Origin of the sequence: Rhodococcus sp. 5A-K4 (assembly GCF_046097995.1) — a bacterium.
In the GTDB taxonomy this organism is placed as follows: domain Bacteria; phylum Actinomycetota; class Actinomycetes; order Mycobacteriales; family Mycobacteriaceae; genus Rhodococcus_F; species Rhodococcus_F erythropolis.
Genome location: NZ_JBJURM010000017.1, coordinates 35541 through 61772, shown reverse-complemented (window position 1 = coordinate 61772; position 26232 = coordinate 35541). Strand labels below are relative to the sequence as shown.

The following is a 26232-nucleotide window of genomic DNA, read 5'->3' as shown; positions in this document are numbered from 1 at the left end:
AACCCATGACGGCAACAGCAGCTTTGAAGCGTTCATGGGCACTCGACCTCGACAACAAGACCTTCTACGAGTTGTTGAAGCTTCGAGTGGAGGTCTTTGTCGTCGAGCAGGCCTGCCCGTATCCCGAGTTGGACGGGCGGGACCTGCTGACGGAAACCCGCCACTTCTGGCTCGAGCAGGACGGCCAGGTGGTGTGCACACTCCGTCTGCTCGAAGAGCACGACGACGGAAACAAGAGTTTCCGAATCGGGCGTCTCTGCACGTCGCGTCAGGCTCGCGGCCAGGGCCACACGACCCGCCTCCTGCAGGCCGCACTTGCCGAGGTCGGCGAAGCGCCGTGTCGGATCAACGCCCAGACCTACCTGGTCGAGATGTACGCCAAGCACGGATTCAAGGCTGACGGCGAAGAGTTCATCGAAGACGGCATCCCGCACACCCCGATGCGCCGTGGCGGGGGAGAGCCTTTCGTGGCTGTCAGCTAGTTTGTCGGAGATTTGACCCTGGTCGGCTCGTGGAAAAGCGAGCCGACTAGGGTTTTTTCGATACCGAATGTTCGCGGGGAAGTCCTGTTCGATCCAGGCGCGGTCCCGCCACTGTGAAAGATCTCTCCTCTACCGACTGACCGGGAGATCTCAGCCAGGTTGCCGCGACATTCGAGTGCAGCCAAATTCTCGGCGAGGAAACCGAGAGGTGGAGGGATATCGACGTGCGAAGTGAAGAAGATCGACCAGTGGCGGGCTTCCCGTTCAGTGCTGTGGTCGGCCAGGATCAATTGCGGTTGGCGCTGATTCTGTGTGCTGTGCATCCGGGGATCGGTGGAGTCCTGGTCCGCGGTGAGAAGGGAACTGCCAAGTCGACGGTCGTGCGCGCGCTGACTGCGCTGCTGCCCGCGGTCGACGACGCCGGAACGACACGACCGGCCCGCTTGGTGGAACTGCCCGTCGGCGCCACCGAGGACCGAGTGATCGGGTCCATCGACCTCGAGAAGGTTCTCCGCGACGGTGAGCGCGCTTTCCAACCTGGACTGCTCGCCGCGGCTCACCAGGGAGTTCTGTACGTCGACGAGGTGAATCTGCTTCACGACCACCTGGTCGACGTGCTTCTCGACGCCGCGGCGATGGGTCGCGTTCACATCGAGCGTGACGGAATCTCCCATTCGCACCCGGCTAAATTCGTACTCGTCGGCACGATGAATCCCGAAGAGGGAGAACTGCGTCCGCAGCTGTTGGACCGTTTCGGACTGGCGGTCGATGTCGCAGCTTCCCGCGACGTCGACGTACGCATGGAAGTGGTGCGTCGCCGGCTCGACTACGAGCGCGACCCCGAGGCGTTTGTCGCTCGGTACGAATCCGCCGATGAGGAGCTCGCGGCCGAAATCCGCACGGCGCGTGAGAAACTGGACTCGGTCGAGCTGAGCAACCGCGAGCTGCGTCGAATCGCCTCACTGTGTGCGTCGTTCGACGTCGACGGTATGCGCGCGGACCTGGTGCTGGCGCGCACCGCGACCGCCCACGCTGCCTGGCGAGGCGACAGTGAGGTCACTGCGGAGGACGTGCGAGTGGCTGCGGAACTGACGCTGCCGCACCGCCGCCGCCGCGATCCGTTCGACGAGCCCGGCTTGGATCAGCAGCAGTTGGACGATGCACTCGAGCAGGCCGATCAGGACGCCCAGTCGCAGGTAGAGGACGACGCGCGCGACGGAGAGCCCGAACCTCCCGAGAATCCCGAAGACCGTGGCCCTGACGAAGACCGTGGCCCGGAAGATGGTGGCCCCGAAGAGGGCGGTCCTGACGACGAGGGTCCGGACGACGACGGCCCGGAAGACCCTGACGGACCTGGTGGGGGAGTACGCGCTACCGATCGCCCCTCGGCGCCACCGGCCGGCGAATTCAAGGCCAAGCTCCTCGAGGTTCCTGGTGTCGGCGAAGGTGCACCGGGACGCCGCTCGCGGTCCATGTCGCCGCGTGGACGAGTCGTGCGGTCCACGCGGGAACGTGGCCACGGATTGCATCTGACGAGCACGGTCTTCGCCGCAGCCGAGTCTCAAGTTGCCCGTGGTCGCACTGCTGGACGGCTGCGGCTGGCACCTGCTGATCTCCGCGGCGCGATTCGTGAAGGGCGAGAAGGCAATCTGATCGTCTTCGTTGTCGACGCGTCGGGGTCGATGGCAGCACGCGACCGCCTCTCCGCGGTCACCGGTGCGGTTGTCTCGTTGCTCCGCGACGCCTATCAGCGCCGCGACAAGGTCGCGGTCATCACTGTCCGTGGTCGTGAAGCAGAGCTCGTACTGCCGCCGACCTCTTCGGTGGACATCGCCGTCCGTCGCCTGCAGTCGATGCGTACCGGCGGCAAATCCCCACTCGCAGAGGGATTCCTGCGTGCTCGCGAAGTGGTTCTGCGTGAACGGCTTCGTGACCCGCAGCGCCGCGCCCTCGTCGTCACGCTCACCGACGGCCGGGCTACCGGAGGCAAGGACGCGCTGCACCGCGCCCGCGTCGCCGCGCATCTTCTTGCCGACGCGTCCGTCGCTTCCATCGTCGTCGACTGCGAGACCGGCCTCGTGCGTCTGGGGCTGGCAGCCGAGTTGGCCCGAGAACTACGTGGCGGTTACGTCCGCCTTGCCGAATTGTCAGCGCAGCAGGTCGCGGGTGTCGTCCGCGCCGCAGCCTAGATCCCAGCTCAGGAGTTCACGATGCCCAAGGGTGTTCCCGAGACAGTTCCCGACGACGGTCTGACCACGCGTCAGCGTCGTAACGCGCCGGTACTTGCCGTGCACACCGGCCCGGGAAAGGGTAAGTCCACCGCCGCTTTCGGCATGGCGCTGCGTGCCTGGAATCAGGGGTTCGACATCGGCGTGTTCCAGTTCGTGAAGAGCGCCAAGTGGAAGGTCGGCGAGGAAGCCGCGTTCCGCGCGCTCGGAAACCTGCATGACGAAACCGGCGTCGGTGGGCCGGTGCAGTGGCACAAGATGGGCGAAGGTTGGTCATGGACACGCAAGGCCGGTAGCGAGGAAGATCATGCTGCTGCCGCTGCGGAGGGTTGGCAGGAGATCGCGAGAAGGCTTGCAGGCGAGGAGCATCGATTCTATGTCCTCGACGAGTTCACGTACCCGCTCAAGTGGGGTTGGGTGGACGTGGACGAGGTGGTGCAGACACTGCGCGATCGCCCAGGCAACCAGCATGTCGTCATCACGGGGCGTGATGCCCCGCAGGCACTGATCGACGCCGCCGACCTCGTGACCGAGATGACGAAGATCAAGCACCCGATGGATGCCGGCCGAAAGGGTCAACGGGGCATCGAATGGTAAGTCCTTCCACTCCGGCCGTGGTGATCGCCGCTCCTGCCTCGGGTAGCGGAAAGACCACGGTGGCAACGGGATTGATCGGCGCGCTGCGACGGTCCGGAAGCAGCGTTGCACCCTTCAAAGTGGGGCCGGACTACATCGACCCGGGTTATCACGGACTCGCGGCAGGGCGGCCCGGACGCAACCTCGACACTGTTCTGGTCGGCCCGGATCGCATCGGACCGCTCTACCGGCATGGAACCGCCGGCTGTGACATCGCCGTGGTCGAAGGCGTCATGGGTCTGTTCGACGGAAAGATCGACGAGGCCAACTCGCAGCCGTCGGCGGAGGGATCGACGGCGCAGGTCGCGTCGATCCTCGGTTCGCCGGTAATCCTCGTGATCGACGCCCGTGGGCACAGTCAGAGTCTGGCCGCCGTACTCCACGGCTTCGCGACCTACGACGCAGGTGTGCGCATCGGCGGCGTCATTCTCAATCGCGTCGGGAGCGCTCGTCACGAGCAGGTGTTGCGTCATGCGTGCGACAAGGTCGGCGTCGCAGTGCTCGGAGTTGTGCCACGGTTGACGGAACTAGAAGTTCCCTCCCGGCACCTCGGTCTGATTCCGGCGGCCGAGCACGGCGCCGCCGCTGTGGCCGCAGTGGACGCGATGTCCGACTTGATTGCCTCGCACGTCGAACTGGATGCTGTTCGTGCACTGGCCGCCTCGAACGTGGGTGCAGCTGCATGGGATCCGGTTGCCGAGGTCGGCGCACATGCCGAGTCTCGTCCCGTGGTTGCCATGGCGGGCGGCCCTGCCTTCACCTTCGGCTATGCCGAGCACCGTGAACTCCTGACTGCTGCCGGCGCGGACGTGCAGGTGTTCGACCCGTTGCGGGACGAGCTTCCCGCGGGAACTGCTGCTCTTGTCCTTCCTGGCGGGTTCCCGGAAGAGCATGCGGTGGACCTCGCGGCCAATACCGTTCTGCTGCAGCAGGTTCGTGACCTGGCGGACGGCGGCGCACCGATCCACGCCGAGTGTGCCGGTCTGCTCTACCTCGCTCGCAGCTTGGACGGTCACAGCATGGCCGGTGTTGTCGGGGTGGATGCCACATTCGGGAAACGCCTGACCCTCGGGTACCGCGAAGCAGTGGCGATCAGCGACTCCACCCTCTTCGACGCAGGCTCCCGCGTCACCGGTCACGAGTTCCACCGAACGTCTCTCGTCTCGGCAGACGCGGACGGTTGCGGAAGTGCGTGGGGATGGCGGCCCTGGGACGGCGGCAGTGTCCGCGAAGGATTTGTTCGCGGCGGCGTCCACGCGTCGTATCTCCACACTCATCCGGTGGGGCAGCCCCAATCGATCGCGAAGTTCGTCGATGCCGCACGGGGATGACCTCTGTATAGGCGTTGGATTCACGACGAGCGCCACCGCGAAGGACATCGTCGCTGCGGTGAACGCGGTGCTGCAGGAGCGAGCGAGGATCGTGGTCCTCGCCACTGCGACCGGCAAGGCGGCGTCTGCAGCTCTGCTCGCTGCCGCCGATGAACTGAACGTCCCGATTGTGAGTTTCGACCCGGACGTACTTGGGCGAGTTCAGGTTCCGTCACCGTCGACTCGCGTCGAGCACGCGATCGGGACGGCAAGCGTCGCGGAAGCGGCGGCGATCCTCGCTTCCGGGGGCGGGCCGCTCCTAGTGGCCAAGACTGCCAGGGATGGAGTGACCGTGGCGGCGGCCCGTAAAGTTCCCTCCAGCTTGAACAATTCTGACGACGAAACGGAGTGCGAGTGAGCGAGTCCACCGCAGACGAGACCAACTACTTGGTCGGCCTCAACCTGACCGATCGACGCGTGGTCGTGTTCGGTGGCGGCACTGTGGCTCAGCGCCGACTCGGACTGCTGGTCGCCTCTGGTGCCCGTGTTCACGTCATCAGTCGCGCGTTCACTCCAGCCGTCGAAGGTATGGCCACGGCCGGGCAGATCACGGTCGAAGAGCGCCCGTACGCCGACGGCGACCTCGAAGGTGCGTGGTATGCCATCGCCTCGACCGACGAGCCGGAAACCAATGCAGCGATCGTCGCCGAAGCGGAGCGTCGCCACATCTTCTGCGTGCGCGCCGACAACGCGAAGCACGGCACCGCGGTAACTCCCGCCAGCGCCGAGTACGACGGTATGAGTATCGGAATTCTTGCCGGCGGCGATCACCGTCGTTCGGCAGCAGTCCGCACCGCGGTCGTCGAAGGTCTTCAGTCGGGCGTGCTCGCCGATACGGCCGAGCCGGCCGCTGCGGGCGTTGCTCTCGTCGGTGGTGGCCCCGGTGACCCCGACCTGATCACCGTGCGCGGACGCCGTTTGCTCGCACGCGCTGACGTCGTCGTGGCCGACAGATTGGCTCCGCCGGAGTTGCTCGCCGAACTGGGTCCCGACGTCGAGGTGATCGACGCCGCGAAGATCCCGTACGGCCGTGCCATGGCTCAGGAGGCCATCAACGCCGCGCTGATCGACAACGCGAAGGCAGGCAAGTTCGTGGTCCGCCTCAAGGGCGGGGACCCGTACGTCTTCGGGCGGGGATACGAAGAACTCGAAGCGTGTGCCGCTGCCGGCGTTCCCGTGACCGTAGTGCCCGGAATCACGAGCGCGATCTCGGTCCCGTCGGCCGCGGGCATCCCGGTGACCCACCGCGGTGTCACCCACGAGTTCGTCGTCGTCAGTGGGCACGTGGCTCCGGATCATCCGGATTCGCTGGTCGACTGGTCGGCACTGGCCAAGTTGCGCGGCACGATCGTGCTGCTCATGGCGGTCGAGCGCATCGATCAGTTCGCCAAGGTACTCGTCGACGGTGGACGCCCGGCAACCACGCCGGTCACCGTCATCCAAGAGGGCACGCTGCGCACTCAGCGTGAACTTCGGGCCGATCTGGCGACCGTTGCTCAGCGCGTCAAAGACGAGGAGATCAAGCCTCCGGCGATCATCGTGATCGGGCCGGTCGCGGGCTTTTCCGTCGACGCTGGGTAACGTGAAGTCTTGTGTCTGATTCCCCAACATCTGAAACCGCTTCGGCGAATGCCCCGGTAGCCACTCGAGTCATCGGGCTCGCCATCATCGTCCTGAGTGGTTTGCAGATGATGGTGGTGCTCGACGGCACCGTCGCGAACCTCGCGCTGGCGCCATTGCAGGCAGACCTCGGGCTGAGCGACAGTGGTCGTAATTGGGTGTTGACCTCGTACGCGCTTGCGTTCGGTGGGCTCATGCTCCTCGGCGGTCGCCTCGGTGACGCGTACGGGCGCAAGAAGATGTTCATCGCGGGAGTCTCGCTGTTCACGGTGGCGTCGTTGCTCTGTGGTCTCGCCCTGAACGAGGGCATGTTGATCGCAGCGCGGGCGCTTCAAGGTGTCGGCGCAGCCGTAGCGTCGCCCACCGCCTTCGCACTTGTTGCCACGACTTTCGCCGCGGGTCCGGCTCGTAATCAGGCCATCGCGATTTTTGCCGCCATGACGGGCGTCGGATCGATCGCCGGTCTGATCATCGGCGGCGCATTGACCGAGGTGTCGTGGCGTCTGATCTTCCTCATCAACGTCCCGATCGGCATCGCGCTCGTCGGCATGGCGTTCCGCGCCCTTCGCGAGACGAATCAGACGCGTCTGGCTTTGGATGTCCCCGGCGCGATCCTCGCGACCCTCGGTTGTACCGGTGTTGTTTTTGCTCTCACCGAAGGCCCGGAAATGGGATGGGGGAGTATCGCCGTCATCGGTGCATTGGCGGCCGGATTGGTCGCCCTCGCCGCCTTCCTCTTCGTCGAGCGAACTGCGGACAACCCGCTCTTGCCCTTCTCGTTGTTCGCCGATCGCAACCGTGTCGCGACGTTCCTCGCCATCTTCTTCGTCGGTGGCGCGATGTTCAGCATGACGGCCTTCGTCGCACTGTTCGTGCAGGACATCATGCAGTATTCGCCGTTGCGTGCCGGTATCGCGTTCATTCCGTTCGCGTTCGGATTGGGCGCCGCCGCGTCGGTTGCTTCCAAGCTCGCCGTGAAGGTTCAACCCCGTTGGCTGGTCCTCACCGGCGTCGTGATCATGATCGTCGGACTCCTCTACGGATCTACTCTCGATTCCGATTCCACCTACCTCGCCAACTTGTTCGTGCCCGTGATCGGGATCGGATTCGGTATCGGCCTCGCGATGGTGCCCTTGCCACTGTGCGCGATCGCCGGTGTGCCGGAGACCGAGATCGGCCCGCTGACGGCCATCGCTCAGGTTGCCCAGACGCTCGGTGGACCTCTGGCGCTGTCGGTGATCGGTGCGATGGCGACGTCGAAGACGCTCTCGCTCGGCGGTACTTCGGGTAAGGCAGCGGACATGAATCCGGCGCAATTGATCGCACTCGGAGAGGGATACACCTTCGCGCTCGTGGGCTGCGCGGTCTGCGCGGTGTTCGCCGGTATCGCGGCGCTGTGCATCAGGTTCACACCTTCGCAGGTAGCCCAGGCACAGGCTGCGGAGAAGGCAGCTCAGGGAATCGCCTGATCAGTCCTGTTTTTCCGCTTCGCTAGCCGATACGATCGTTGCAGGACGTGCCGAGAGTCTCGACGAATCGGGGTGCCGTGATGCGGATCGCGGACATATTGCGAAACAAGGGCAACAGCATCGTCACGATCGACGCCCACACGACGGTCAACGGGTTGCTGTGCGATCTTGCCCGCCACAACATCGGAGCCATGGTGGTGGTCGACGACGACGCGGTGGTCGGCATCATCTCCGAACGCGATGTCGTTCGACGCCTGCACGAGCGTGGCCCGGACCTTCTCGGGATCCAGGTGTCCGAGGTCATGACCGCTCTGATGTACACGTGCGTTCCGGCAGACGCAGTGGACAGCATTGCCGCGATCATGACCGAGCGTCGAATCCGGCATCTGCCGGTGATCGAGGACGGCAACCTCCTCGGCATCGTCAGTATCGGTGACGTGGTGAAGAGCCGCATCGACGAGCTCAAGAGCGAACGCGATCAGCTCGAGTCGTACATCGATCAGGGCTGATCGATAGGTTGTCGCACGGTGACTACTCTCGTGTGATGGCCGCATTCCAGGAATCCACAGCAGACACGGTCACCATCGTGGCCGGCCTCGAGAGCACCTTCGCCGACGAACTCGGCGCTCTGACGGTGCCGTGGCAAGGTGCTGCCGCGCCCGACCCGCAGTTGCTCGTGCTGAACGAGCAGCTGGCTGCGTCGTTGAGATTGGACGTAGAAGCGCTGCGAAGTGTGGACGGGATCGGCGTCCTGTCCGGTTCGACGGTGCCGGTCGGGGCCACACCGGTGGCGATGGCATATGCGGGTCATCAGTTCGGTGGGTACGCGCCAATTCTCGGGGACGGTCGGGCGTTGTTACTCGGCGAACTCGTCAGCAGTGACGGGCAGCGAGTGGACTTGCATCTGAAGGGCTCTGGGCGCACCCCGTTCTCTCGGGGCGGCGACGGGTATGCGGTCGTAGGGCCGATGCTGCGCGAATATCTCGTCAGCGAGGCGATGAATGCCCTCGGTGTCCCCACTACGCGCGCGCTGTCGGTGGTGGCGACGGGCCGAGACGTTCGCCGCAACGGCGCAGAACCCGGTGCCGTGCTTGCACGGATCGCGTCGAGTCACCTACGCGTTGGGACCTTCGAGTTCGCGGCCCGGCAGGGCGAGGTATTGCAGCCGCTCACCGATTACGCGATTGCCCGGCACTACCCGGAGCTGACCGAACTTCCGGCAACGGGTACACACAATCGCTACCTGAAGTTCCTCGAGGCGGTGGTCGAGGCGCAGGCATCACTGGTGGCGAGGTGGATGCTCATCGGTTTCGTGCACGGGGTCATGAACACCGACAACACGACAATTTCGGGGGAGACCATCGATTACGGTCCGTGCGCCTTCCTCGACGCGTTCGATCCGGCGGCAGTGTTCAGCTCGATCGACCACGGGGGCCGCTATGCATTCGGCAATCAGCCCGCTGTACTGAAGTGGAACCTGGCGCGCTTGGCAGAAACACTGTTGCCACTGATCGATTCCACACCCGACGAAGCAATTTCCGCGGCGTCAGCAGTTCTCGAGACCTTCGACGAGCGCTACGAGGGTCACTACGCGGCCGGTCTCGCGGCAAAGCTCGGTCTGGCCCAGCCGTTTGTCGATCGGGCGCTCGTCGACGATCTGCTGACGTTGTTGGCGGAACACGGTGCTGATTGGACGGGCAGTTTCCGCGCTCTCGCCGACGAATTGCGCGGAAATTCGGTGCCTCTCGACAACCTCATGCCACGGGAGCACATCGCGCCCTGGTTGCAGCGGTGGCAGGGAGCCCTGACCGAAAACGGACACGGGGCCGCGGAGACCGCGAGCGCGATGGATCGCGTCAACCCGCTGTACATTCCGCGTAATCATCGGCTCGACGCTGCCCTGCGCGCCGCGACCGACGGCGACCTCGCTCCCTTCGAGAAGCTGCTGGAGGTGGTCACGCATCCCTTCGACCGACGCGACGAGTGGGCTGACTACACCGAGGCGGCTCCGCAGTCTTTCAGCGAAACATTCCAAACCTTCTGTGGCACTTGACAGACGAAGCCATCAATCCGTCAGGATGATCAATTCACGCTCCGACGCGATTTCGACGCGCAAGCCCGCCTTCGACGCCACCCGCGCAACACCCTTGATGTCGGTCGGTTCGCCGCGCGAGACCACCAGCGCACGGGCGAGCAGACCTTTGTGGTGCTTGTTGAAGTGACTGACGACAGTGCGGGTGCCGTCCGGCTTCTCGGTGAGGACCGTTGCGATCAGTGCGTCCGGAACCGGTCCGAGGTCTTGGTAGGTGCCGGACCGTAGATCGATGACAAGGCCGTCGGCTTCGGCCGCCAAGGCCTTCGGCAACTCCGGCTTCCACAGTGAGCGGAGCGTGCCCATCCCGGGCAGCTTGGACCCGCCGGAAAGGCGGTAGGCGGGGATCAGATCTCCCGCACGGACTGCACCGAACAGAGCGGAGCCGATCGCGATCCGATCGAGAGCCTTGGCCTTCTGGGCGCGGGTGAACGACTTGGCGTCGAGGGCGTCGAAGAGCACCCCGGTGTAGCGCTGCAGCGCGGGCCGCGTCGCGGACACCCACAGCTTGGCGTTGCGTTCCACTTCGTCTGCTTGCGTCGGACCGAGCCCGAGCGCTTCGCACGACGCCTCGACGTCAGCGGCCAGATCGACCAGCGTCTGAACCAGCAATTCGCGCGTTTCGGTCAGCTGTGGCATCGACAGTTCGGCCAGATCGAGGGGCGCATCCTTGCCGCCGTCGGACTTGGTTTCTGAGGGAGGCAGCAGTACAAGCACGCTGTAACCGTACCGAGGCCCGCTCGGCCGACTGCGGCGACTATCCTTACACCTCGTGATTACCCGTCTGTCCCACCTGTTCCTGCGTACCCTGCGTGACGATCCCTCGGACGCCGAAGTTGCCAGCCACAAATTGCTGGTTCGTGCCGGCTACGTGCGTCGTATCGCTCCAGGCGTCTACTCGTGGTTGCCGCTGGGATTGCGGGTGCTGCGCGAGGTTGAGCGTGTTGTCCGCGAAGAAATGAATGCCATTGGTGGGCAGGAAATTCTGCTGCCTGCTCTGCTCCCGCGCGATCCGTACGAGGCGTCGAACCGCTGGACCGAGTACGGCCCCAACCTGTTCCGCCTCAAGGACCGCAAGGGCAACGACTACATGCTCGGCCCGACCCACGAGGAGCTCTTTGCTCTGACGGTCAAGGGTGAGTACAACTCCTACAAGGACTTCCCGGTCACCCTGTACCAGGTGCAGACCAAGTACCGCGACGAAGAGCGTCCGCGTGCGGGCATTCTGCGTGGTCGCGAGTTCCTCATGAAGGATTCGTACTCCTTCGACCTCAGCGACGAAGGTCTGACGGAGTCGTACCAGGCGCACCGCGGTGCCTACGAGAAGATCTTCACGCGTCTGGGCGTCAAGTACGTCATCGTCTCGGCCACCTCCGGTGCGATGGGCGGCAGCGCGTCCGAGGAGTTCCTTGCCGAGAGCGAGATCGGCGAAGACACCTACGTACGCTGCCTCGAATCCGGCTACGCCGCCAACGTCGAGGCCGTCAAGACTGTTGTTCCCGACTCGATTCCGTTCGACGGGCTGCCCGAAGCGAAGGTGTACGACACCGCGAACACACCCACCATCGACACCCTCGTGGACTGGGCGAACGGTGCCGACCTCGGCTGCACGATCACCGCCGCCGACACTCTCAAGAACATCATGGTCAAGACCCGCCTGCCCGGCGGCGAGTGGGAACTGCTCGGTATCGGCATCCCCGGCGACCGTGAGGTCGACGAAAAGCGCCTCGAAGCTTCGCTGGAGCCGGCCGAGTTCGTGATGATCACCGAGACCGACTTCAAGAACAACCCGTTCCTGGCCAAGGGTTACATCGGCCCGAAGGCTCTGCGGGCCAACGGCGTTCGCTACCTTGTCGATCCGCGCGTCGTCGACGGCACCAGCTGGATCACCGGCGCCGACGAAGACGGCAAGCACGTGGTCGGCCTCGTTGCCGGTCGCGACTTCACCCCTGACGGAACCATCGAAGCCGCCGAGGTTCGTGACGGCGACGCCTCTCCCGACGGAGCCGGCACGCTGGTCTCGGCTCGCGGTATCGAGATCGGGCACGTCTTCCAGCTCGGCCGCAAGTACACCGACGTCTTCACCGTCGACGTCCTCGCCGAGAACGGCAAGCCCGTCCGCCCGACCATGGGTTCGTACGGCGTCGGCGTCTCGCGTCTGGTGGCCGTCATTGCCGAGCAGCACCATGACGAGAAGGGTCTGCGCTGGCCTGCCGAGGTTTCACCGGCCGACGTCTACCTCGTCATCGCGAACAAGGACGAGACCGCGCGCGAAGGCGCCGAAGGCCTCGCCGCGCAACTCGACCGTGCCGGCCTCGAAGTGATTCTCGACGACCGTAAGGCGTCGCCTGGCGTGAAGTTCAAGGACTCCGAGCTGATCGGTGTTCCGCTGATCGTTGTCGTCGGCCGTGGTTGGGCCGACGGCAAGGTCGAGATTCGCGACCGCTTCACCGGCGAGAGCCGTGAGATCGACGCCGACTCGGCGATCGAGGAGATCATCAGCGCAGTTCGCGGCTGATTCGAATAGTCGTCAGGGCCGCCGCAGCCACCTTCCGAGGTGTCTGCGGCGGCCCTTCTTTTCTGCCACAATCGTGGCTATGGAACGCGAACCGGATTGGGCAGAAGTCGACGGCTATCTCGTTTCCACGTTGGTAGGTGAAGATCCGGTTCTCGACGCGGCACTCGCCGCCAACTCCGAGGCCGGTCTCCCGCCCATCGACGTGGCGCCGAACCAGGGCAAGCTCCTCAACCTTCTGGCGCGAATGTGCTTGGCGCGCAATGTCCTCGAGATCGGAACGCTCGGCGGATACAGCACGATCTGGCTCGCTCGCGCGGTCGGCCCCTCGGGCCAGGTCATCACGCTGGAATTCGATCCCACTCATGCGGATGTCGCTCGGGCGAATATCGAGCGCGCCGGCTTGGCTGACCGTGTCGACGTCCGCGTCGGGGCGGCGCTCGACAGCCTCCCGTCGATCGCGAAGGAAGAGTTGGGACCTTTCGACTTGGTCTTCATCGACGCCGACAAGGAGAACAACACCGAGTACGTGCGGTGGGCGTTGGCCCTTTCGCATCCCGGAACCGTCATCATCGTGGACAACGTGGTGCGTGGGGGACATGTGTCCAACCCGGATATCGACGACGAGCGCGTCAAAGCGAGTCGAGCGGTGTTGGAGATGATCGCGGCCGAGCCGAAACTCGACGGCACCGCCATTCAAACCGTGGGTTCGAAGGGGTGGGACGGGTTTGCCGTTGCAGTAGTGAACGAGTGAGCGCAGACTCGAAGCGGTGAGGATGCTGGGGGCAGCAAAGGCGGCATGGCGATGGGTGCGCAGTGCTCCCGGTACCTATGTCTGGTTGCTTGCCCTGCTGTTCACCACGCTGTTCCTGCGGCATCTGCCTGACAATGTCGAGGAGCGTTTTCTCGGCAAGCGCTCGACCAATCTGCATCACCTGGCCGAAGACCCGCTACGAGTCCTGTTCTCGAGTGCCTTCTGGCTCGAAGGTGGCGGTTGGTTGGGATACCTGGTTCTCTTCACCATCTTTCATGCAACGGCTGAGCGTTGGCTCGGGACGTGGCGGTGGCTGTGTGTTGTCGCCATCGCCCACGTCGGAGCCACGTACATCAGCGAAGGTGTTCTGTACGAAGGTATTCGGCACGGATACGTGGCGGAGTCGGCGGTCAACACTCTCGACGTGGGAGTGAGCTACGGTCTGGCCGGCATCATGGGGATTCTGGTGTACCGCATCGTCGATCCGTGGCGATACGTCTATCTCGCGGGGCTGTTGGTCTTCTACGGTGTACCTCTGATTTTCGCCACCAATTTCACCGCCATCGGCCACATGTCTGCGTTGTTGCTGGGATTGGCGTGCTATCCGATCACGCGTGCTCGGGCGGGCACGTGGAATCCGATGGACCTGTGGCATTCGCGAAGAATCGCAGGTCTTCCATGAATCGCACCGCGGAAAGTTACCCGCTGGTAGTTTAGCGTCATCGACGAAAGGTAATGACGTGTCTGGCACCGATGGATTGCTCTTCAACCCCCATACTTACGACCCCGCTCAGTTCGATCCGGAGACCCGCCGTTTGCTGCGAGCCACCATCGAATGGTTCGAGAGGCGCGGCAAGAAGCAACTGCTTCAGGACGACCTCGACGCAGTGTGGGTCTCCGACTTTCTCGAGTTCGTCGGCAAGGAGAAGTTGTTCGCGACGTTCCAGACTCCGGCGGCATTCGCCGACGGTGACGAGAACCGTCGTTGGGACGGTGCCCGCAACGCGGCCTTGAGTGAGATCTTCGGTTTCTACGGACTCGCTTACTGGTACGCCTGGCAGGTCACGATCCTCGGACTCGGACCGATCTGGATGAGTGACAACGACGCAGCGAAGAAGCGTGCAGCGCAGGAACTCGTCGACGGTGGTGTCATGGCGTTCGGCCTGTCCGAGCGTGATCACGGCGCCGACGTGTACTCCACCGACATGCTTCTCACTCCCACCGACGGCGACGTCGCCTTCCGCGCGAGCGGCGAGAAGTACTACATCGGAAACGGCAACGTAGCCGGAATGGTGTCTGTGTTCGGGCGCCGTACCGACGTCGAGGGTCCCGAAGGCTACGTGTTCTTCGTCGCCGACAGTGCACATCCGAACTATCAGCTTGTGGACAATGTCCTGCGCGGGCAAATGTACGTCAGCAATTTCCGCCTCGACGACTACCCGGTGCGCGAGGAAGACATTCTGCACACCGGCGTCGCCGCATTCGAGGCCGCGCTCAACACGGTCAACGTCGGAAAGTTCAACCTGTGCACCGGCTCCATCGGGATCACCGAACATGCGTTCTTCGAAGCAATCACTCACGCGCAGAATCGAATTCTCTACGGTAATCCGGTCACCGACTTCGCCCATGTACGCGCCGCCTTCGTCGACGCGTACTCACGTCTGATCGCGATGAAACAGTTCAGCGCGAGGGCGGTCGACTACTTCCGCAGCGCCAGCCTCGAAGACCGTCGCTACCTGCTGTTCAATCCCATGACCAAGGCCAAGGTCACCTCGGAAGGTGAAAAGGTCGTCGGGTTGCTGCACGACGTGATCGCGGCAAAGGGGTACGAGAAGTCCACGTACTTCCGTGAAGCAGCGCAGATGATCGGCACGCTGCCCAAGCTCGAGGGCACCGTCCACGTCAACGTCGGCCTGATCCTCAAGTTCTTGCCGAACTACCTGTTCAACCCCGCGGAGTTCCCGGAGATCGTCACGCGCGACGACGCAGCCGACGACGAGTTCTTCTGGAATCAGGGACCGACCCGCGGCGCTGCGAAGATCCAGTTCCACGAGTGGAAGCCCGTCTACGAGAAGCACTCTTCGATCCCGAACGTCGCTCGTTTCTACGAGCAGGCGATCGCACTCACCGAATTGCTCACTGCCGCAGCGCCGGACGCGCAGCAGCAGAAGGATCTCGATTTCATGCTCAATGTCGGGCACCTGTTCTCCCTCGTCGTCTACGGTCATCTGATTCTCGAGCAGGCCGAGATCAGCGGACTCGACGCCGACGTTGTCGATCAGATCTTCGACTTCCAGATTCGCGACTTCTCGGGATACGCGATCGCACTGCACGGAAAGCCGTCGTCGACGCCGGAGCAGCAGAAGTGGGCCTTGGCCGCAGTGCGGAAGCCTGTTGTGGACAGTGAACGCTTCGACCGGGTGTGGCAGCAGGTCAAGGCGTACGACGGTGCATACGAGATGCGCGCATGACCGCGCCGGTGGTACGTGAGCAGTTGATGGCCGTCGTGGAGGGATCCCCGAAAGCCGTCGGCGCGCATGATCGCTCGACCTGGGTTGCGCTGTTTGCCGAAGAGGGCCAGATCAACGACCCTGTAGGTTCACGTCCGCATAACGGGCAGGCGGCGATCGAGAGTTTTTACGACACGTTCATCGCCCCCAATTCGATCACCTTCCACGTCGAGCGCGATATCGTGTGCGGCCGCACAGTGTGGCGCGATCTGAGCCTCGCTACCGAGATGTCGACCGGAGTCGTCCTCGACGTGCCGATGCATTTGCGCTACGACTTGGTGGGGGAGCCCGATTCCTTGCGGATCGGAACCCTCTATGCGCATTGGGAATTGGCAACGATGCTGAGCCAGCTCGCTACCGCCGGCGTTGCCGGGGTGAAGGCTGCCGCGAAGTTGACCCCGCAGCTGCTCTCGAACCAGGGGATCGGCGGAGCGCTCGGATTCTCGCGCGGCATCTTCGGAGTCGGAGACAAAGGCAAGAAGGCGGCTTCGCGGTTCCTCGATGCGGCCGCTGTCGGTCGAACGCCGCCGGTACCCGTCGAGCTTCCGGCGGGGACGCAGTTGTCCAATGCTGACGTCAACGCTCTGCTCACCGGCGTGACGAAGAGCAAGATGCTGGTTGCCGGTCGAACTGTGACGGCGAGCGTAATCGTGTGCGGGGAACCGGCCATCGCCCTGTTCGGCTTCGAGGCGAGCGGTCATCGCCTCAATCGGGTGCGCTTCTTCACCGAGAGCTGATACCGAGAACACTCGAACGCAGGTCAGGCTCGGCGCGCCACTCCGGCGCGCCGAGCCTTCGCTTTTCGGTGAAGTGTCAGATCGCCCCGAGATCCGCAGACAGCCAGTGCTGCGGATTCATGTAGATCGCTACCTGCTCGCCCAACTGCGATCGCGCGAATTCGAGATATCCGTCGACCTTGTCCGGGGTCAGGTATCGCCGCGAGACTTCGACCAGCATCTCGTCGGTGCCCGGAACGATCTTGTCGACGGATCCGCTGACGCTGACGTAACGGATTGTCGGATCGAGCCTTTCGGCCATCAACGAGAAATGCCCGGCCGACTCGATGAGTCGAGCCTTTCGCGAATCCTTGCCCGTGAGGATCCATGGTTTGCCACCGGGTGAGTACAGGTACCAGATCGGGACGGTCAACGGACCGCGTTCGGTGCCGTCCGCTACGGACAGCGCCCCGATGTGGGGTTCGGCCAGGAACTGTTCACGCTCATTTTCGGAGAGTGCCATTCCTCGAGATTACCGCGACGTTTGACATGGCGTTGTGACTCCGTACACAATCGATGTGCTCATTATGAACATGCGTTCGCAATGCGAACAGATCTCGATCTGGACTACTGGATCTGAACCGGTAGCGAACGCCCACAAGCAGTGAATGTCGAGGATCCGATGACCGCACCGCATACGCAATCGAGTTCGATCAACGGTTCGCCTGGGGCGCGTGCCGCAATGTGGGTAGCACCGTTGTGTTGGATAGCTGTGCTTCTGGACGGATTCGATCTGGTCGTACTCGGCGCGGTCATTCCTTCACTTCTCGACTACGACGCGTGGGGATTGAGTACCGGCACGATCACGATGATCTCGACCTTCGGGCTCATCGGCATGACCATCGGCGCCCTCGTCATCGGCACTCTCACTGACGTCATCGGTCGACGCCGCGCGCTGCTGTACGCCGTTGCCGCATTCTCGATTCTGACTCTGTTGTGCGCAATTGCGCCCAATCCGTTCATCTTCGGGCTGCTGCGCTTCCTCGCCGGTGTGGGACTGGGTGGCGCCCTTCCGACGGCATTGGCTCTGGTCAACGAATTCTCGAAGAAACAAGGCGGTGGATCTGCGTCGACCATGCTGATGACCGGCTATCACGTCGGCGCCGTTGCCACCGCCGCGCTGGCGCTCGTCGTGATCGAACCTTTCGGTTGGCGGGCGATGTTCGTTGTCGGCGCACTTCCTGCCGTCGTCCTGATTCCACTCATGTTGCGGTATCTGCCGGAATCCCCGTCGTACCTTCTCGCTCACGGAAAGCGTGCCGAGGCCGAGGAAATCGCTGCCCGCTACGGTGTCGAGCTCGAGGCTGCGCCTACGTCCGAAGTTGGGCGCGCCGAAGCCGCCAATCCCGTTCGCGCACTGTTCTCTTCGAAGTTCCTGCGTAACAGCATCGCCATCTGGATCACCAGTTTCATGGGCTTGCTGCTCGTCTACGGATTGAACACGTGGCTTCCGACGATCATGCGCGAAGCCGGTTACAACCTCGGAGCCTCGTTGACGTTCCTTCTGATCCTCAATGCCGGAGCCGTCGTCGGACTGTTGATCGCCGGGGGCGTCGCGAACAAGATCGGCCCGCGTACCGCAGCAATCGTGTGGTTCACGGGAGCAGCGTTGTTCCTGGCGCTTCTGAGTGTGAAGGTGTCGTTCGGAATCTACGTGATGGTCTTCCTCGCCGGATGCTTCGTGTTCAGTGCACAGGTACTGGTCTACGCCTTCACGAGCGCCAATCACCCACCGCAGATTCGCGCGACAGCGCTCGGATGGTCGGCGGGTGTCGGCCGGGTCGGTGCGATCTGTGGCCCGATTCTGGGCGGAGTTCTCCTGGGTGCGGGTTACGCCGTGCCGTGGGGCTTCTACGCTTTCGCGCTCGTCGGACTGCTCGGTGCAATTTCGATCTCCTGCACACGGGTTCGCGCCTGAAATTCCAGTTTCGCAGGTTGGTGCGCTACTGCTATCGTTGAATATGAGTATGAAGAGTAGCGCTATCGTCACGTCACGGGCACCGCTACCGATGCCATCGTCTCGATCCGGTTTGTGGTGGGGCTTGCTCGGTGTTCTGGCGTTCTCGTTCACCGTTCCGCTCACGAGGGTCGCCGTCGCGGATCTCGACCCCCTGTTCGTCGGCGCGGGCCGCGCCGTCGTTGCCGGGGCCCTTGCGATTGTGATGCTGTCGGTTACTCGCGCGACGCTTCCGACGCTTCGGCAGTGGTTGCGCATCGCACTCGTGACCGTTGGTGCGGTACTGGGGTTTTCACTGTTCACCACGTTTGCGTTGCAGACATCGCCGGCGAGTCACGCGGCAGTCGTGATCGGGCTACTTCCCGCTGCGACCGCGGTATTTGCCGTCGTCCGAGGAAAAGAGCGTCCCAGTAAGGGATTCTGGTGGGCGAGCGCCGCCGGCGCGGTATCGGTCGTAGGGTTCGTGGCCGTCGCAAACGGCGGACTCGGCTCGTTCCATCTCGCTGATCTTCTTCTGTTCGCCGCGGTTGTCTGTGCAGCGCTGGCATATTCGGAAGGTGCGTTGCTGGCCCGCGAGATCGGGTCGTGGCAGACGATCGCCTGGGCATTGATTCTCGGACTGCCGGTCACGATTGCGTTGACGGTGGCGTCCATGGCCCAGGCTCCGGTCTCTGCCGATGTGAATTCGTGGCTTTCGTTTGCCTACCTGGGATGCGTGAGTATGTTTCTCGGGTTCTTTCCCTGGTACCGGGGTCTGGCGATCGGTCCCATTTCCACTGTGAGCCAAACACAGTTGGTTCAACCGGTGCTCAGCATTGCCTGGTCGGCGCTGATACTCGGTGAGGCGTTGTCACCCTCGATCGTGGCCGGCGGCGTCGTCGTCATCGGGTGTGCCTGGCTTGCCCTGAAGGCGCGAGTGGCAGCGCCGCGTGCTGTGCCGGCACGCGACGCGACCACTGCCACCGATGATTCAGAAAAGCGGGCCGCCACCGAAGGCACTGCGGTGTGACGCAGGTTGTTTCCCGTTGGCGTCGGTGATTCCGTACTCGACGGCCGTCTCGGCGGTGATCAGTGTGTGACCGCTGCGCGCGTTCACTTCTGGATCGTTGGCCAATGCAGTGATGACTTGGCCGACGAATTCCGGGGTTTCGGCCTCGGCCAGTGAGAAGCCTTCGAAGCTCTCGATCCCACTCGCCTCCATCCGCTCGTTGCGGATCAACCCGAGCCAGAAGGAAAGTGCGGTGACGCCGGTTCCCTTCAATTCGACAGCCATGTCGGCGGCCATCTTGTCCAAACCTGCCTTCGACATCCCGTACAGGACAGAGTGCAGGTACCCGCGGGTGCCGAATGACGAGATATTGCCGATCACTCCACTGCCCCGGGGGACCATCAACTTCGCCGCTTCTACCGAAGCAACGTAGTGGGCGCGCAGTCCGATTCCGATCAGCGAATCCCAATCGTCGATCGGCCTCTTCCAGAACGGATCGGCGAAGCCGGCATAGCCCGCCGGGTTGGCCCAGACGTTGTTGACCAGAAGATCGAGGCGGCCTGACTGTTCCTCGGCGATGCGTGCAAACAGGTCGACGATCTGTTGATCGTCGGCGTGATCGCACTGCACGGCAATGCCGTGACCGCCGCGCTCGGTGATCTCCGCCGCGGTGCGATCGAGTGGGCCGTCGGCGCCGACGGTTCCTCGGGCCGTCACGTACACCGTCCAGCCGTCGCTTCCCAGTGCGAGTGCAATGCCTTTACCGACGCTCCTACTCGCGCCGGTCACGAGCGCTACTTTGCCGTTTGTCGACGTGGTCATCGGGGGCCTCCCAACGAACCCTCGGCGATATCAGTGTCGGGGGACAGGGGAGTGGTGATCGACCACGTCTCCGTGAAGTGGCATTGACTCATTTTCCACACACCGTCCTCGATCACGTATTTGTCGTCGTATTCGCCGGTCATCAACTTCTCGGTGCGTCCGACAGTGTCGACCTGGCGGAACTGCAGAGTCCATCGCCCCACCGCCGACGTCTCCGAGGTCAGTGTGATGTCGGGATGCAATCCGTGATGCATGTCGAGTACCGCGTACCGGCCGTCGACCTTGCGAAGAGCGATCTTCTCGAAGATGTCCGCCATCGGCCCGGCGTCGTCGAACGCGCCGAGACGGCCGTAGTCGATCGACGCTCCTGAACGGATGAAGCTGTTGCGGAACCGAACCGGATCCTTGGCGTCACATGCTCGCCAGTAGCCATGTTTGAGCTTCTTGATTTCCTCGACCTGTTCGAGCGCGTCGAGGCGTTGTGCGAGATCCACCGTCGGTCCTTTTCGTCTGGGTTTCCCGGAGACATGTCGGATCGACTGTAGGGTGTCCTCAGTCACATGTGTGTAGTTTTTCCCAGTGACCGGTCAGGAAACGGTGTCGGTTTCGCTCGAGGATTCGTCGCCGGTGAGAGTGATTGCAGTCGAGTCGCTGAAGACGCTGCCCCAGAGTTCGCCGAGGGCCGGATCATCGTCGGCGTGTTCGGGTGCCATCATTGCGAGCAGATTGTTGATCAGCATGCCGTTCGCGATGAACAAGCGGGCTTGCTCGGGCGTGCAACCGGTGCGCTCGCGCAGCAAGGTGTAGATGCCGGACATGGCGGTCCGGGACACGGCGGCGACGTCGTCGGTGCTGGTTGCGAAGCCGTGCAACATGACGAGCAGCAGGTCTCGATCGAGGACCAGCTCGCCGTAGGCGGATCCGAGTTCGGCCCAGAACTGCGGATTGCTCGGATCGATTGTGACGGTGTCCAATTTGTCGTTGAAGGTGCGGACGATTTCGTCGAGCGCACGCGTGAACACCGCGTGGAACAAATCTGCCTTGGTTCCGAACATGCGCACGACGTAGGGCTGCGAGACGCCGGCTTCCCTGGCGACGGCGTCCGTGCTGGTGCCGGAGTATCCGCCCTTTGCAAATGCCCGCGTTGCCGCGGCAAGGACCAGTGCGCGACGTTCCGGTGCGCTCATCCTGCGGGTACGTGGTTCAGCTGCACCGATCGACATATTGACACGTTATCACCGGATAGCTTAGTTTCGACTTAAGTAATCAATCGATGCCTTAAGGCACCTTCACATCGAGGAATCACGATGACCGTTTTGACGAAGTCCGGATCGGACGCCGCATCCGGGTCGGAAAACAGTGGAGGACGTAAGGTTCCGATCGCGATAGCGATGGTTGCTGCTTCTCTGCCCATGTTCATGGCTACCCTCGACAACCTCGTGATGACGAGCGCGCTGCCGGTGATCGAGAAGGAACTGAACGCGTCCGTCGGGCAGCTCCAATGGTTCATGAATGCGTACACGCTCTGCTTTGCGACGCTGATGCTTTCGGCGACGACGCTCGGCGATCGGTGGGGACGCCGCCGGATGTTCGTGTTCGGAATCGGGCTGTTCACGGCTGCATCGATCGCTTCGGCGCTGTCGACAACTCCCGCCCTGCTGATTGCGGCCCGGGCATTTCAAGGCGCGGGCGCAGCTGCGATCATGCCGCTCTCGCTGACCCTCCTCGTCGCAGCGGTACCGGAAGCCAAGCGCGCCATGGCAATCGGTGTCTGGGGTGGCGTCTCCGGACTGGGAATTGCGATGGGTCCCGTGGTCGGTGGAGCGGTAGTCGACGGGTTCTCGTGGCAGGGGATCTTCTGGATCAACGTGCCGGTTGCGATCGTTGCTGTTCCTCTCGCGATGTATGCGTTGCGTGAATCGACCGGTCGCACACAACCTCTCGACCTTCCCGGTGTCGCACTCGCCGGACTCGGTGTGTTTCTGGCGGTGTGGGGGATCGTTCACGGCAACGACGACGGCTGGGGATCGCTTGGAGTGGTTGCGTCGTTGGTCGGTTCCGCAGTCGCGTTGGCGCTGTTCGTTCTTCGCGAGATGAAGACGTCACATCCGGTCATGCCCCTACGTCTGTTCCGTTCACGCAGCTTCTCGATGGCGAACGTCATCGGCTTGACCTTCTCGATCGGGATCTTCGGAGCGGTGTTCCTGCTGTCGCAGTACCTCCAGATCGTGATGGGCTACAGCCCGTTCCAAGCAGGCCTGCGGACGCTTCCGTGGACGGCAGCGCCGATGATCTTCGCTCCTCTCGCCGGTTTTCTGGCGCCGAAGGTCGGGCTCCGTTCACTTCTGCTGACCGGTCTGCTGCTCCAGGCCGGAGCATTGTTCTGGTTGGCCGCGTTGATCGGTCCCGACGTGACGTACGGTTCACTGGTTCCGGCGCTCCTGATGGCGGGCATCGGCATGGGCCTGACCTTCGCGCCGAGTTCGACGGCTGTTCTCGTCGACATGGACGAGCCTGATCACGGAACGGCCAGTTCGACCAACTCGACGCTTCGCGAGATCGGTGTTGCGCTGGGAATCGCGGTTCTCACCGCAGTCTTCCTTGCCGCTGGTGGCGCCCTCACGCCGCTGGGCTACGGAGATGCGCTGACACCTGCACTGCGCGTCGGCGGTTGCTTCGTATTGGTGGCCGTGGTTGCGGCTTGGTTCGTGCCCTCACATCGCAAGAGCTGAGCACTGCTGTGCGCCTTTATTAACCGCCGGCGGTTAATAAAGGCGCACAGCAGTTTACGAAGCCGGGTCCCCTGGGAACGCTGATGTGGACGGAGCGGTTCCCAGCGCGGACCGCCATCCGGCGCCGCGGATTGCCGCATCGGTCAGGCCGTCGATTCCGAACGTGCGGAGTTGGTCGGTATCGACCTGTTCGACGAATGCCCGGTAGGTCACGGCGGTGTCGGATTCGATCTGTGCTGCCAGTTGTGCCGCGGTAACGGCGTCCGTCACCGGGAACGGGATCTCGTAGGCTGCCGCGGCTGTCGGCGGGGTCTCGCCCGCGTCGGTCGACAGGGCAACCAGCGCATCACGTCGCGCGCGGTGCGCGGCTGTATGTGTGGCAACTTCGTTGACACGGGCAGGATTCGAAAACGCGGCAACCACTCCGTAAGCGAAGATCGCGGCATTCTCTGATTCGATTGCGGTCAGCAAGGCAGAACTCTCGGTTCGACGGGTGTGCGAAGTGATCATGGAAGCAACACCGCAACCTGGGTCGAGCACGACGCGCTGATCGAACCGAGCAAGCCCGCGCGATAGCCGGACATCGTGCGAGCGAGATCCGCGGCACTGCGCGCCGAATCGTTAAGCGAGGTCCTCAAGGTGTCGACGCCCGTCGGAGCGTTTGCGACCGAGGTCGACGGGGGCGCAGTGGTCGTAGCGCCGCCGCCCGCTGCTCGCGCAATCTCGGCATCGAGTTCGAGTGCATGCGCTGTGCGTTCGGCGCTGATCGTCGTCAGTGATGCCGACTTGTCCGGCGCAAGAGCGATGGCGGCGGTTGCGGCTGCCGCGTCGGAGCGAGCTCGCTCGGCCTGGGCCGTCAACTGGTCGACTTCTGCAGCCGCCTCCGCTGTGCCGTTGTCGGTGCAGGCGGACAACGAGAAGGCTGCAGCGCCCAACGCTGCTGCGGTTCCCGTCATCTTGAGCGCACTCCGCCGGGAGAGTGGGGTAGTAGTCATGGGCGTCAGCACCAGTCCATCGTGCCAGGTGGTCGGCCGATCGTTCGAATCCGCGGCACGTGTTCAAGTGTGACGTGCGTCGGGCACTCTGGTCACGGAGACGCGTAATGAGCGGTACTCTTGGATGCTTGCAGCATGAGGCACCTGGTGTCTTTTCATGCTCGCAGCCGCCCACGTCGACAGTCGACACAAGTCGGACAATCGACGACAACTGAAATGAGGAGTTCGCGAGATGCCGGTGCCATCCAGGGAGAGGGTGATCGAGCTGATCTCCGAACTCGTGCACGCCCAGGGTTACGACGTCGAAGACGTTGTCGTGACGAGTGCGGGCAAGCACAGCGCGGTGCGCATCATGGTCGACAGCGATGCCGGGATCGAACTCGATGCCGCCGCAGAGATCAGCAGACTCGTTTCGGAACTTTTCGACAGCCTCGAGGAAATCGGTGAAACGCCGTACACCCTCGAGGTGACCTCCCCGGGAATCGATCGTCCACTGACACTCGAGCGTCACTGGCGTCGAGCTCGTGGACGCAAAGCGCGTATCGATCTGGCCGGCGAGACCGTGGTCGGCCGTATCGGAACGTTGAACGACGATTCCGTGGCGGTTGTCATCGGCGGCCGTGGCGGACTGACCGTGCGAGAGATTGCACTGGGCGACGTTCAGAAGGCCGTAGTTCAGGTGGAGTTCTCGAAGCCCAGTGAGGCGGAGTTGGAACTCGCGGGCGGCATCCCGGAGGGGCGCGCAGTTCCCTCGGATGCGGTTGACCTCACCGATGACTCGGGCGTGGACAGTGTCGAAGACGACGAAGCAGAATTAGAAGACGTAGAAAACGAAGAAGGGTTCGACAAGTGAATATCGACATTGCAGCGTTGCGAGCGATCGAAGCCGAAAAGGGCGTTTCGATCGAAACTGTGATCGCCACGATCCAGACCGCGCTGCTGACGGCGTACCGCCACACCGAGGGGCACAAGCAGAACGCTCGGATCGATGTCAACATCAAGACCGGTTCGGTGCGAGTGATGGCACACGACACCGATGCCGACGGCAACATGATCGGCGAGGAGTGGGACGACACTCCCGAAGGATTCGGTCGAATCGCGGCGACCACCGCACGCCAGGTCATCCTGCAGCGTTTGCGCGACGCCGAGCACGAGCGCAGTTTCGGTGAGTTCTCCACCCATGAGGGTGAAATCGTCGGCGGTGTCATTCAGCGCGACACGCGTGCAAACTCTCGCGGGATGGTCGTCGTTCGAATCGGCAGCGAATCCAATGGCGCCGAAGGATTGTTGCCGCCCGCAGAACAGGTTCCCGGCGAGAACTACGAACACGGCGAGCGCATCAAGTGCTACGTCGTCGGGGTTGCTCGCGGCGCCCGTGGCCCCCAGATCACCCTCTCGCGGACCCATCCGAACCTGGTTCGCAAGTTGTTCGCACTCGAGGTTCCGGAGATCGCGGACGGCAGCGTCGAGATCATCAACGTCGCGCGCGAAGCGGGACACCGTTCCAAGATCGCCGTTGCCTCACGCGTGCAGGGGCTGAACGCAAAGGGTGCATGCATCGGCCCGATGGGTCAGCGCGTCCGCAACGTCATGAGCGAACTTGCGGGGGAGAAGATCGACATCATCGACTTCGACGAAGATCCCGCGACGTTTGTGGGCAACGCACTTTCCCCGTCGAAAGTGGTCTCCGTCACTGTCGTCGATCCGGAGGCTCGTGCGGCCCGTGTCATCGTGCCCGATTTCCAGCTTTCGTTGGCCATCGGAAAAGAGGGTCAAAATGCCCGCCTGGCTGCACGGTTGACGGGTTGGCGTATCGACATTCGGAGCGATGCGGCACCCGTTGGCGACGCGTCCGACCGGCCCGCCACGTCCAACGGATAACGGTGGAATGCAGTGATCGAGACGGTTCGGCGGTAGAGTGGACAATGGTTCGACGTGAGTCCTCGGATTCTGCGCGCGTGAAACCCGGTTCGCCGGTCAGAACGTGTGTGGGGTGCAGGGAACAAGGGTCGGCTGTCGATCTGTTGAGGGTCGTGGTTGGTGAGCAGGGGCCGGAGGGTTCCCCGCTCGTCCCCGACGTATCGCGAAGACTCCCCGGTCGAGGTGCATGGCTGCACCTGGATCCGAGTTGTCTGAGCCTGGCAGAGCGGCGCCGAGCATTCAGCAGAGCACTGCGAGTGTCCGGAAATCTGGACACGTCCGCTGTCGACCAGCTGGTCGACGCAGTTCACACAAAAGCAGTACCTCTCGAGAAGAACAGGCACAAGCACTCATGAGCACACCGTG

The 26232-nt window shown here is 63.2% G+C and carries 27 protein-coding genes; 20 read left to right on the top strand and 7 right to left on the bottom strand.

Going from position 1 to position 26232, the window contains the following annotated elements; translation table 11 throughout:
* The first annotated feature begins 5 nt into the window (after window positions 1-5).
* From ACKAMS_RS21360 to ACKAMS_RS21320, 9 genes are all read left to right on the top strand, one after another.
* On the top strand, window positions 6-482 hold the full coding sequence (locus ACKAMS_RS21360) for a GNAT family N-acetyltransferase (RefSeq protein ID WP_003942808.1): 477 nt from the start codon (window positions 6-8) through the stop codon (window positions 480-482).
* Between the two features lie 224 nt (window positions 483-706).
* A complete protein-coding gene (locus ACKAMS_RS21355) occupies window positions 707-2671 on the top strand; it encodes a magnesium chelatase subunit D family protein (protein ID WP_408989489.1) in 1965 nt (654 codons plus the stop codon).
* 21 nt (window positions 2672-2692) lie between these two features.
* Window positions 2693-3307, top strand: coding sequence for a cob(I)yrinic acid a,c-diamide adenosyltransferase (gene cobO, locus ACKAMS_RS21350; RefSeq protein ID WP_019748043.1), 615 nt, complete (start codon window positions 2693-2695; stop codon window positions 3305-3307).
* Entirely contained in the window at window positions 3301-4677 is a 1377-nt protein-coding gene (locus ACKAMS_RS21345; RefSeq protein WP_047888845.1) for a cobyrinate a,c-diamide synthase, read from the top strand. The genes cobO and ACKAMS_RS21345 overlap by 7 nt, the downstream gene beginning before the upstream one ends.
* Window positions 4661-5074: a cobalamin biosynthesis protein gene (locus ACKAMS_RS21340; RefSeq protein WP_041814958.1), complete on the top strand. Its 414-nt coding sequence runs from the start codon at window positions 4661-4663 to the stop codon at window positions 5072-5074. The genes ACKAMS_RS21345 and ACKAMS_RS21340 overlap by 17 nt, the downstream gene beginning before the upstream one ends.
* Window positions 5071-6297, top strand: a complete 1227-nt coding sequence (gene cobA, locus ACKAMS_RS21335) for a uroporphyrinogen-III C-methyltransferase (protein WP_029255169.1) — start codon at window positions 5071-5073, stop codon at window positions 6295-6297. The genes ACKAMS_RS21340 and cobA overlap by 4 nt, the downstream gene beginning before the upstream one ends.
* Before the next feature lie 11 nt (window positions 6298-6308).
* Window positions 6309-7805 (top strand): MFS transporter, encoded by a 1497-nt coding sequence (locus tag ACKAMS_RS21330; protein WP_020907421.1) that lies wholly within the window; start codon window positions 6309-6311, stop codon window positions 7803-7805.
* Window positions 7806-7885: 80 nt separating this feature from the next.
* Window positions 7886-8314 (top strand): CBS domain-containing protein, encoded by a 429-nt coding sequence (locus ACKAMS_RS21325; RefSeq protein ID WP_007735005.1) that lies wholly within the window; start codon window positions 7886-7888, stop codon window positions 8312-8314.
* A gap of 35 nt (window positions 8315-8349) precedes the next feature.
* Window positions 8350-9858 (top strand): protein adenylyltransferase SelO, encoded by a 1509-nt coding sequence (locus tag ACKAMS_RS21320; RefSeq protein ID WP_408989488.1) that lies wholly within the window; start codon window positions 8350-8352, stop codon window positions 9856-9858.
* A 12-nt stretch (window positions 9859-9870) separates the two neighbouring features.
* On the opposite strand, the gene yaaA is transcribed toward ACKAMS_RS21320, so the two are convergent.
* Window positions 9871-10614 (bottom strand): peroxide stress protein YaaA, encoded by a 744-nt coding sequence (gene yaaA, locus ACKAMS_RS21315; protein ID WP_141487397.1) that lies wholly within the window; start codon window positions 10612-10614, stop codon window positions 9871-9873.
* A 55-nt stretch (window positions 10615-10669) separates the two neighbouring features.
* Here yaaA and ACKAMS_RS21310 point away from each other — a divergent pair, with 55 nt between their 5' ends.
* The 5 genes from ACKAMS_RS21310 to ACKAMS_RS21290 all read left to right on the top strand — a co-directional run bounded on the left by ACKAMS_RS21310 (window position 10670) and on the right by ACKAMS_RS21290 (window position 16413).
* Entirely contained in the window at window positions 10670-12415 is a 1746-nt protein-coding gene (locus tag ACKAMS_RS21310; RefSeq protein ID WP_408989487.1) for a proline--tRNA ligase, read from the top strand.
* Between the two features lie 79 nt (window positions 12416-12494).
* On the top strand, window positions 12495-13166 hold the full coding sequence (locus ACKAMS_RS21305; protein WP_020969392.1) for an O-methyltransferase: 672 nt from the start codon (window positions 12495-12497) through the stop codon (window positions 13164-13166).
* Window positions 13167-13188: 22 nt separating this feature from the next.
* Window positions 13189-13848, top strand: a complete 660-nt coding sequence (locus ACKAMS_RS21300; RefSeq protein ID WP_408989509.1) for a rhomboid-like protein — start codon at window positions 13189-13191, stop codon at window positions 13846-13848.
* A 58-nt stretch (window positions 13849-13906) separates the two neighbouring features.
* Window positions 13907-15637, top strand: a complete 1731-nt coding sequence (locus ACKAMS_RS21295) for an acyl-CoA dehydrogenase family protein (protein WP_408989486.1) — start codon at window positions 13907-13909, stop codon at window positions 15635-15637.
* Window positions 15634-16413 carry a nuclear transport factor 2 family protein gene (locus ACKAMS_RS21290; protein ID WP_021343990.1) on the top strand — a complete coding sequence of 260 codons (780 nt, stop codon included), beginning with the start codon at window positions 15634-15636 and terminating at the stop codon, window positions 16411-16413. Before ACKAMS_RS21295 ends, ACKAMS_RS21290 begins: the two co-directional genes overlap by 4 nt.
* Before the next feature lie 76 nt (window positions 16414-16489).
* On the opposite strand, the gene ACKAMS_RS21285 is transcribed toward ACKAMS_RS21290, so the two are convergent.
* Window positions 16490-16915 carry a pyridoxamine 5'-phosphate oxidase family protein gene (locus tag ACKAMS_RS21285; RefSeq protein ID WP_020907428.1) on the bottom strand — a complete coding sequence of 142 codons (426 nt, stop codon included), beginning with the start codon at window positions 16913-16915 and terminating at the stop codon, window positions 16490-16492.
* Between the two features lie 159 nt (window positions 16916-17074).
* Here ACKAMS_RS21285 and ACKAMS_RS21280 point away from each other — a divergent pair, with 159 nt between their 5' ends.
* A complete protein-coding gene (locus ACKAMS_RS21280; RefSeq protein ID WP_408989485.1) occupies window positions 17075-18370 on the top strand; it encodes an MFS transporter in 1296 nt (431 codons plus the stop codon).
* 91 nt (window positions 18371-18461) lie between these two features.
* Window positions 18462-19418: a DMT family transporter gene (locus ACKAMS_RS21275; RefSeq protein ID WP_070386731.1), complete on the top strand. Its 957-nt coding sequence runs from the start codon at window positions 18462-18464 to the stop codon at window positions 19416-19418.
* Here ACKAMS_RS21275 and ACKAMS_RS21270 read toward each other — a convergent pair.
* From ACKAMS_RS21270 to ACKAMS_RS21260, 3 genes are all read right to left on the bottom strand, one after another.
* The gene (locus ACKAMS_RS21270; RefSeq protein WP_020907431.1) at window positions 19380-20219 is read right to left on the bottom strand and encodes an SDR family NAD(P)-dependent oxidoreductase; all 840 of its coding nucleotides are present in this window, start codon (window positions 20217-20219) and stop codon (window positions 19380-19382) included. The genes ACKAMS_RS21275 and ACKAMS_RS21270 overlap by 39 nt on opposite strands.
* Entirely contained in the window at window positions 20216-20713 is a 498-nt protein-coding gene (locus ACKAMS_RS21265) for a nuclear transport factor 2 family protein (protein ID WP_211916890.1), read from the bottom strand. Before ACKAMS_RS21265 ends, ACKAMS_RS21270 begins: the two co-directional genes overlap by 4 nt.
* A gap of 93 nt (window positions 20714-20806) precedes the next feature.
* Window positions 20807-21442, bottom strand: a complete 636-nt coding sequence (locus ACKAMS_RS21260) for a TetR/AcrR family transcriptional regulator (protein WP_408989484.1) — start codon at window positions 21440-21442, stop codon at window positions 20807-20809.
* An 84-nt stretch (window positions 21443-21526) separates the two neighbouring features.
* Here ACKAMS_RS21260 and ACKAMS_RS21255 point away from each other — a divergent pair, with 84 nt between their 5' ends.
* Window positions 21527-22951 carry an MFS transporter gene (locus ACKAMS_RS21255; RefSeq protein WP_408989483.1) on the top strand — a complete coding sequence of 475 codons (1425 nt, stop codon included), beginning with the start codon at window positions 21527-21529 and terminating at the stop codon, window positions 22949-22951.
* Between the two features lie 54 nt (window positions 22952-23005).
* Here the strand turns inward: ACKAMS_RS21255 and ACKAMS_RS21250 are convergent, their stop codons facing one another.
* Together ACKAMS_RS21250 and ACKAMS_RS21245 are read right to left on the bottom strand one after the other, a co-directional pair.
* Complete coding sequence (locus tag ACKAMS_RS21250; protein ID WP_080945658.1) at window positions 23006-23461, bottom strand: ferritin-like domain-containing protein; 456 nt, start codon at window positions 23459-23461, stop codon at window positions 23006-23008.
* Window positions 23458-23907, bottom strand: a complete 450-nt coding sequence (locus ACKAMS_RS21245) for a hypothetical protein (protein WP_019748061.1) — start codon at window positions 23905-23907, stop codon at window positions 23458-23460. The genes ACKAMS_RS21250 and ACKAMS_RS21245 overlap by 4 nt, the downstream gene beginning before the upstream one ends.
* Window positions 23908-24178: 271 nt before the next feature.
* Between ACKAMS_RS21245 and rimP the strand changes: the two genes are divergently transcribed.
* The 3 genes from rimP to ACKAMS_RS21230 are packed head-to-tail and all read left to right on the top strand — an operon-like array spanning window position 24179 to window position 26222.
* Window positions 24179-24799, top strand: coding sequence for a ribosome maturation factor RimP (rimP, locus tag ACKAMS_RS21240; protein WP_020907437.1), 621 nt, complete (start codon window positions 24179-24181; stop codon window positions 24797-24799).
* Window positions 24796-25827 (top strand): transcription termination factor NusA, encoded by a 1032-nt coding sequence (gene nusA, locus ACKAMS_RS21235; protein ID WP_003942738.1) that lies wholly within the window; start codon window positions 24796-24798, stop codon window positions 25825-25827. Before rimP ends, nusA begins: the two co-directional genes overlap by 4 nt.
* Before the next feature lie 44 nt (window positions 25828-25871).
* Window positions 25872-26222, top strand: a complete 351-nt coding sequence (locus tag ACKAMS_RS21230; protein ID WP_019748063.1) for a YlxR family protein — start codon at window positions 25872-25874, stop codon at window positions 26220-26222.
* Window positions 26223-26232: the final 10 nt, after the last annotated feature.

Coding starts and splice junctions, on each gene's coding strand:
- ACKAMS_RS21305 (WP_020969392.1), top strand. CDS start 12,495: ATGGAACGCGAACCGGATTGGGCAGAAGTCGACGGCTATCTCGTTTCC.
- ACKAMS_RS21275 (WP_070386731.1), top strand. CDS start 18,462: ATGCCATCGTCTCGATCCGGTTTGTGGTGGGGCTTGCTCGGTGTTCTG.
- ACKAMS_RS21320 (WP_408989488.1), top strand. CDS start 8,350: ATGGCCGCATTCCAGGAATCCACAGCAGACACGGTCACCATCGTGGCC.
- ACKAMS_RS21230 (WP_019748063.1), top strand. CDS start 25,872: ATGGTTCGACGTGAGTCCTCGGATTCTGCGCGCGTGAAACCCGGTTCG.
- ACKAMS_RS21250 (WP_080945658.1), bottom strand. CDS start 23,461: ATGATCACTTCGCACACCCGTCGAACCGAGAGTTCTGCCTTGCTGACC.
- ACKAMS_RS21290 (WP_021343990.1), top strand. CDS start 15,634: ATGACCGCGCCGGTGGTACGTGAGCAGTTGATGGCCGTCGTGGAGGGA.
- ACKAMS_RS21360 (WP_003942808.1), top strand. CDS start 6: ATGACGGCAACAGCAGCTTTGAAGCGTTCATGGGCACTCGACCTCGAC.
- ACKAMS_RS21345 (WP_047888845.1), top strand. CDS start 3,301: ATGGTAAGTCCTTCCACTCCGGCCGTGGTGATCGCCGCTCCTGCCTCG.
- rimP (WP_020907437.1), top strand. CDS start 24,179: ATGCCGGTGCCATCCAGGGAGAGGGTGATCGAGCTGATCTCCGAACTC.
- cobO (WP_019748043.1), top strand. CDS start 2,693: ATGCCCAAGGGTGTTCCCGAGACAGTTCCCGACGACGGTCTGACCACG.
- ACKAMS_RS21270 (WP_020907431.1), bottom strand. CDS start 20,219: ATGACCACGTCGACAAACGGCAAAGTAGCGCTCGTGACCGGCGCGAGT.
- ACKAMS_RS21340 (WP_041814958.1), top strand. CDS start 4,661: ATGCCGCACGGGGATGACCTCTGTATAGGCGTTGGATTCACGACGAGC.
- ACKAMS_RS21260 (WP_408989484.1), bottom strand. CDS start 21,442: ATGTCGATCGGTGCAGCTGAACCACGTACCCGCAGGATGAGCGCACCG.
- ACKAMS_RS21300 (WP_408989509.1), top strand. CDS start 13,189: ATGCTGGGGGCAGCAAAGGCGGCATGGCGATGGGTGCGCAGTGCTCCC.
- ACKAMS_RS21325 (WP_007735005.1), top strand. CDS start 7,886: ATGCGGATCGCGGACATATTGCGAAACAAGGGCAACAGCATCGTCACG.
- ACKAMS_RS21285 (WP_020907428.1), bottom strand. CDS start 16,915: ATGGCACTCTCCGAAAATGAGCGTGAACAGTTCCTGGCCGAACCCCAC.
- ACKAMS_RS21280 (WP_408989485.1), top strand. CDS start 17,075: ATGACCGCACCGCATACGCAATCGAGTTCGATCAACGGTTCGCCTGGG.
- ACKAMS_RS21245 (WP_019748061.1), bottom strand. CDS start 23,907: ATGACGGGAACCGCAGCAGCGTTGGGCGCTGCAGCCTTCTCGTTGTCC.
- ACKAMS_RS21255 (WP_408989483.1), top strand. CDS start 21,527: ATGACCGTTTTGACGAAGTCCGGATCGGACGCCGCATCCGGGTCGGAA.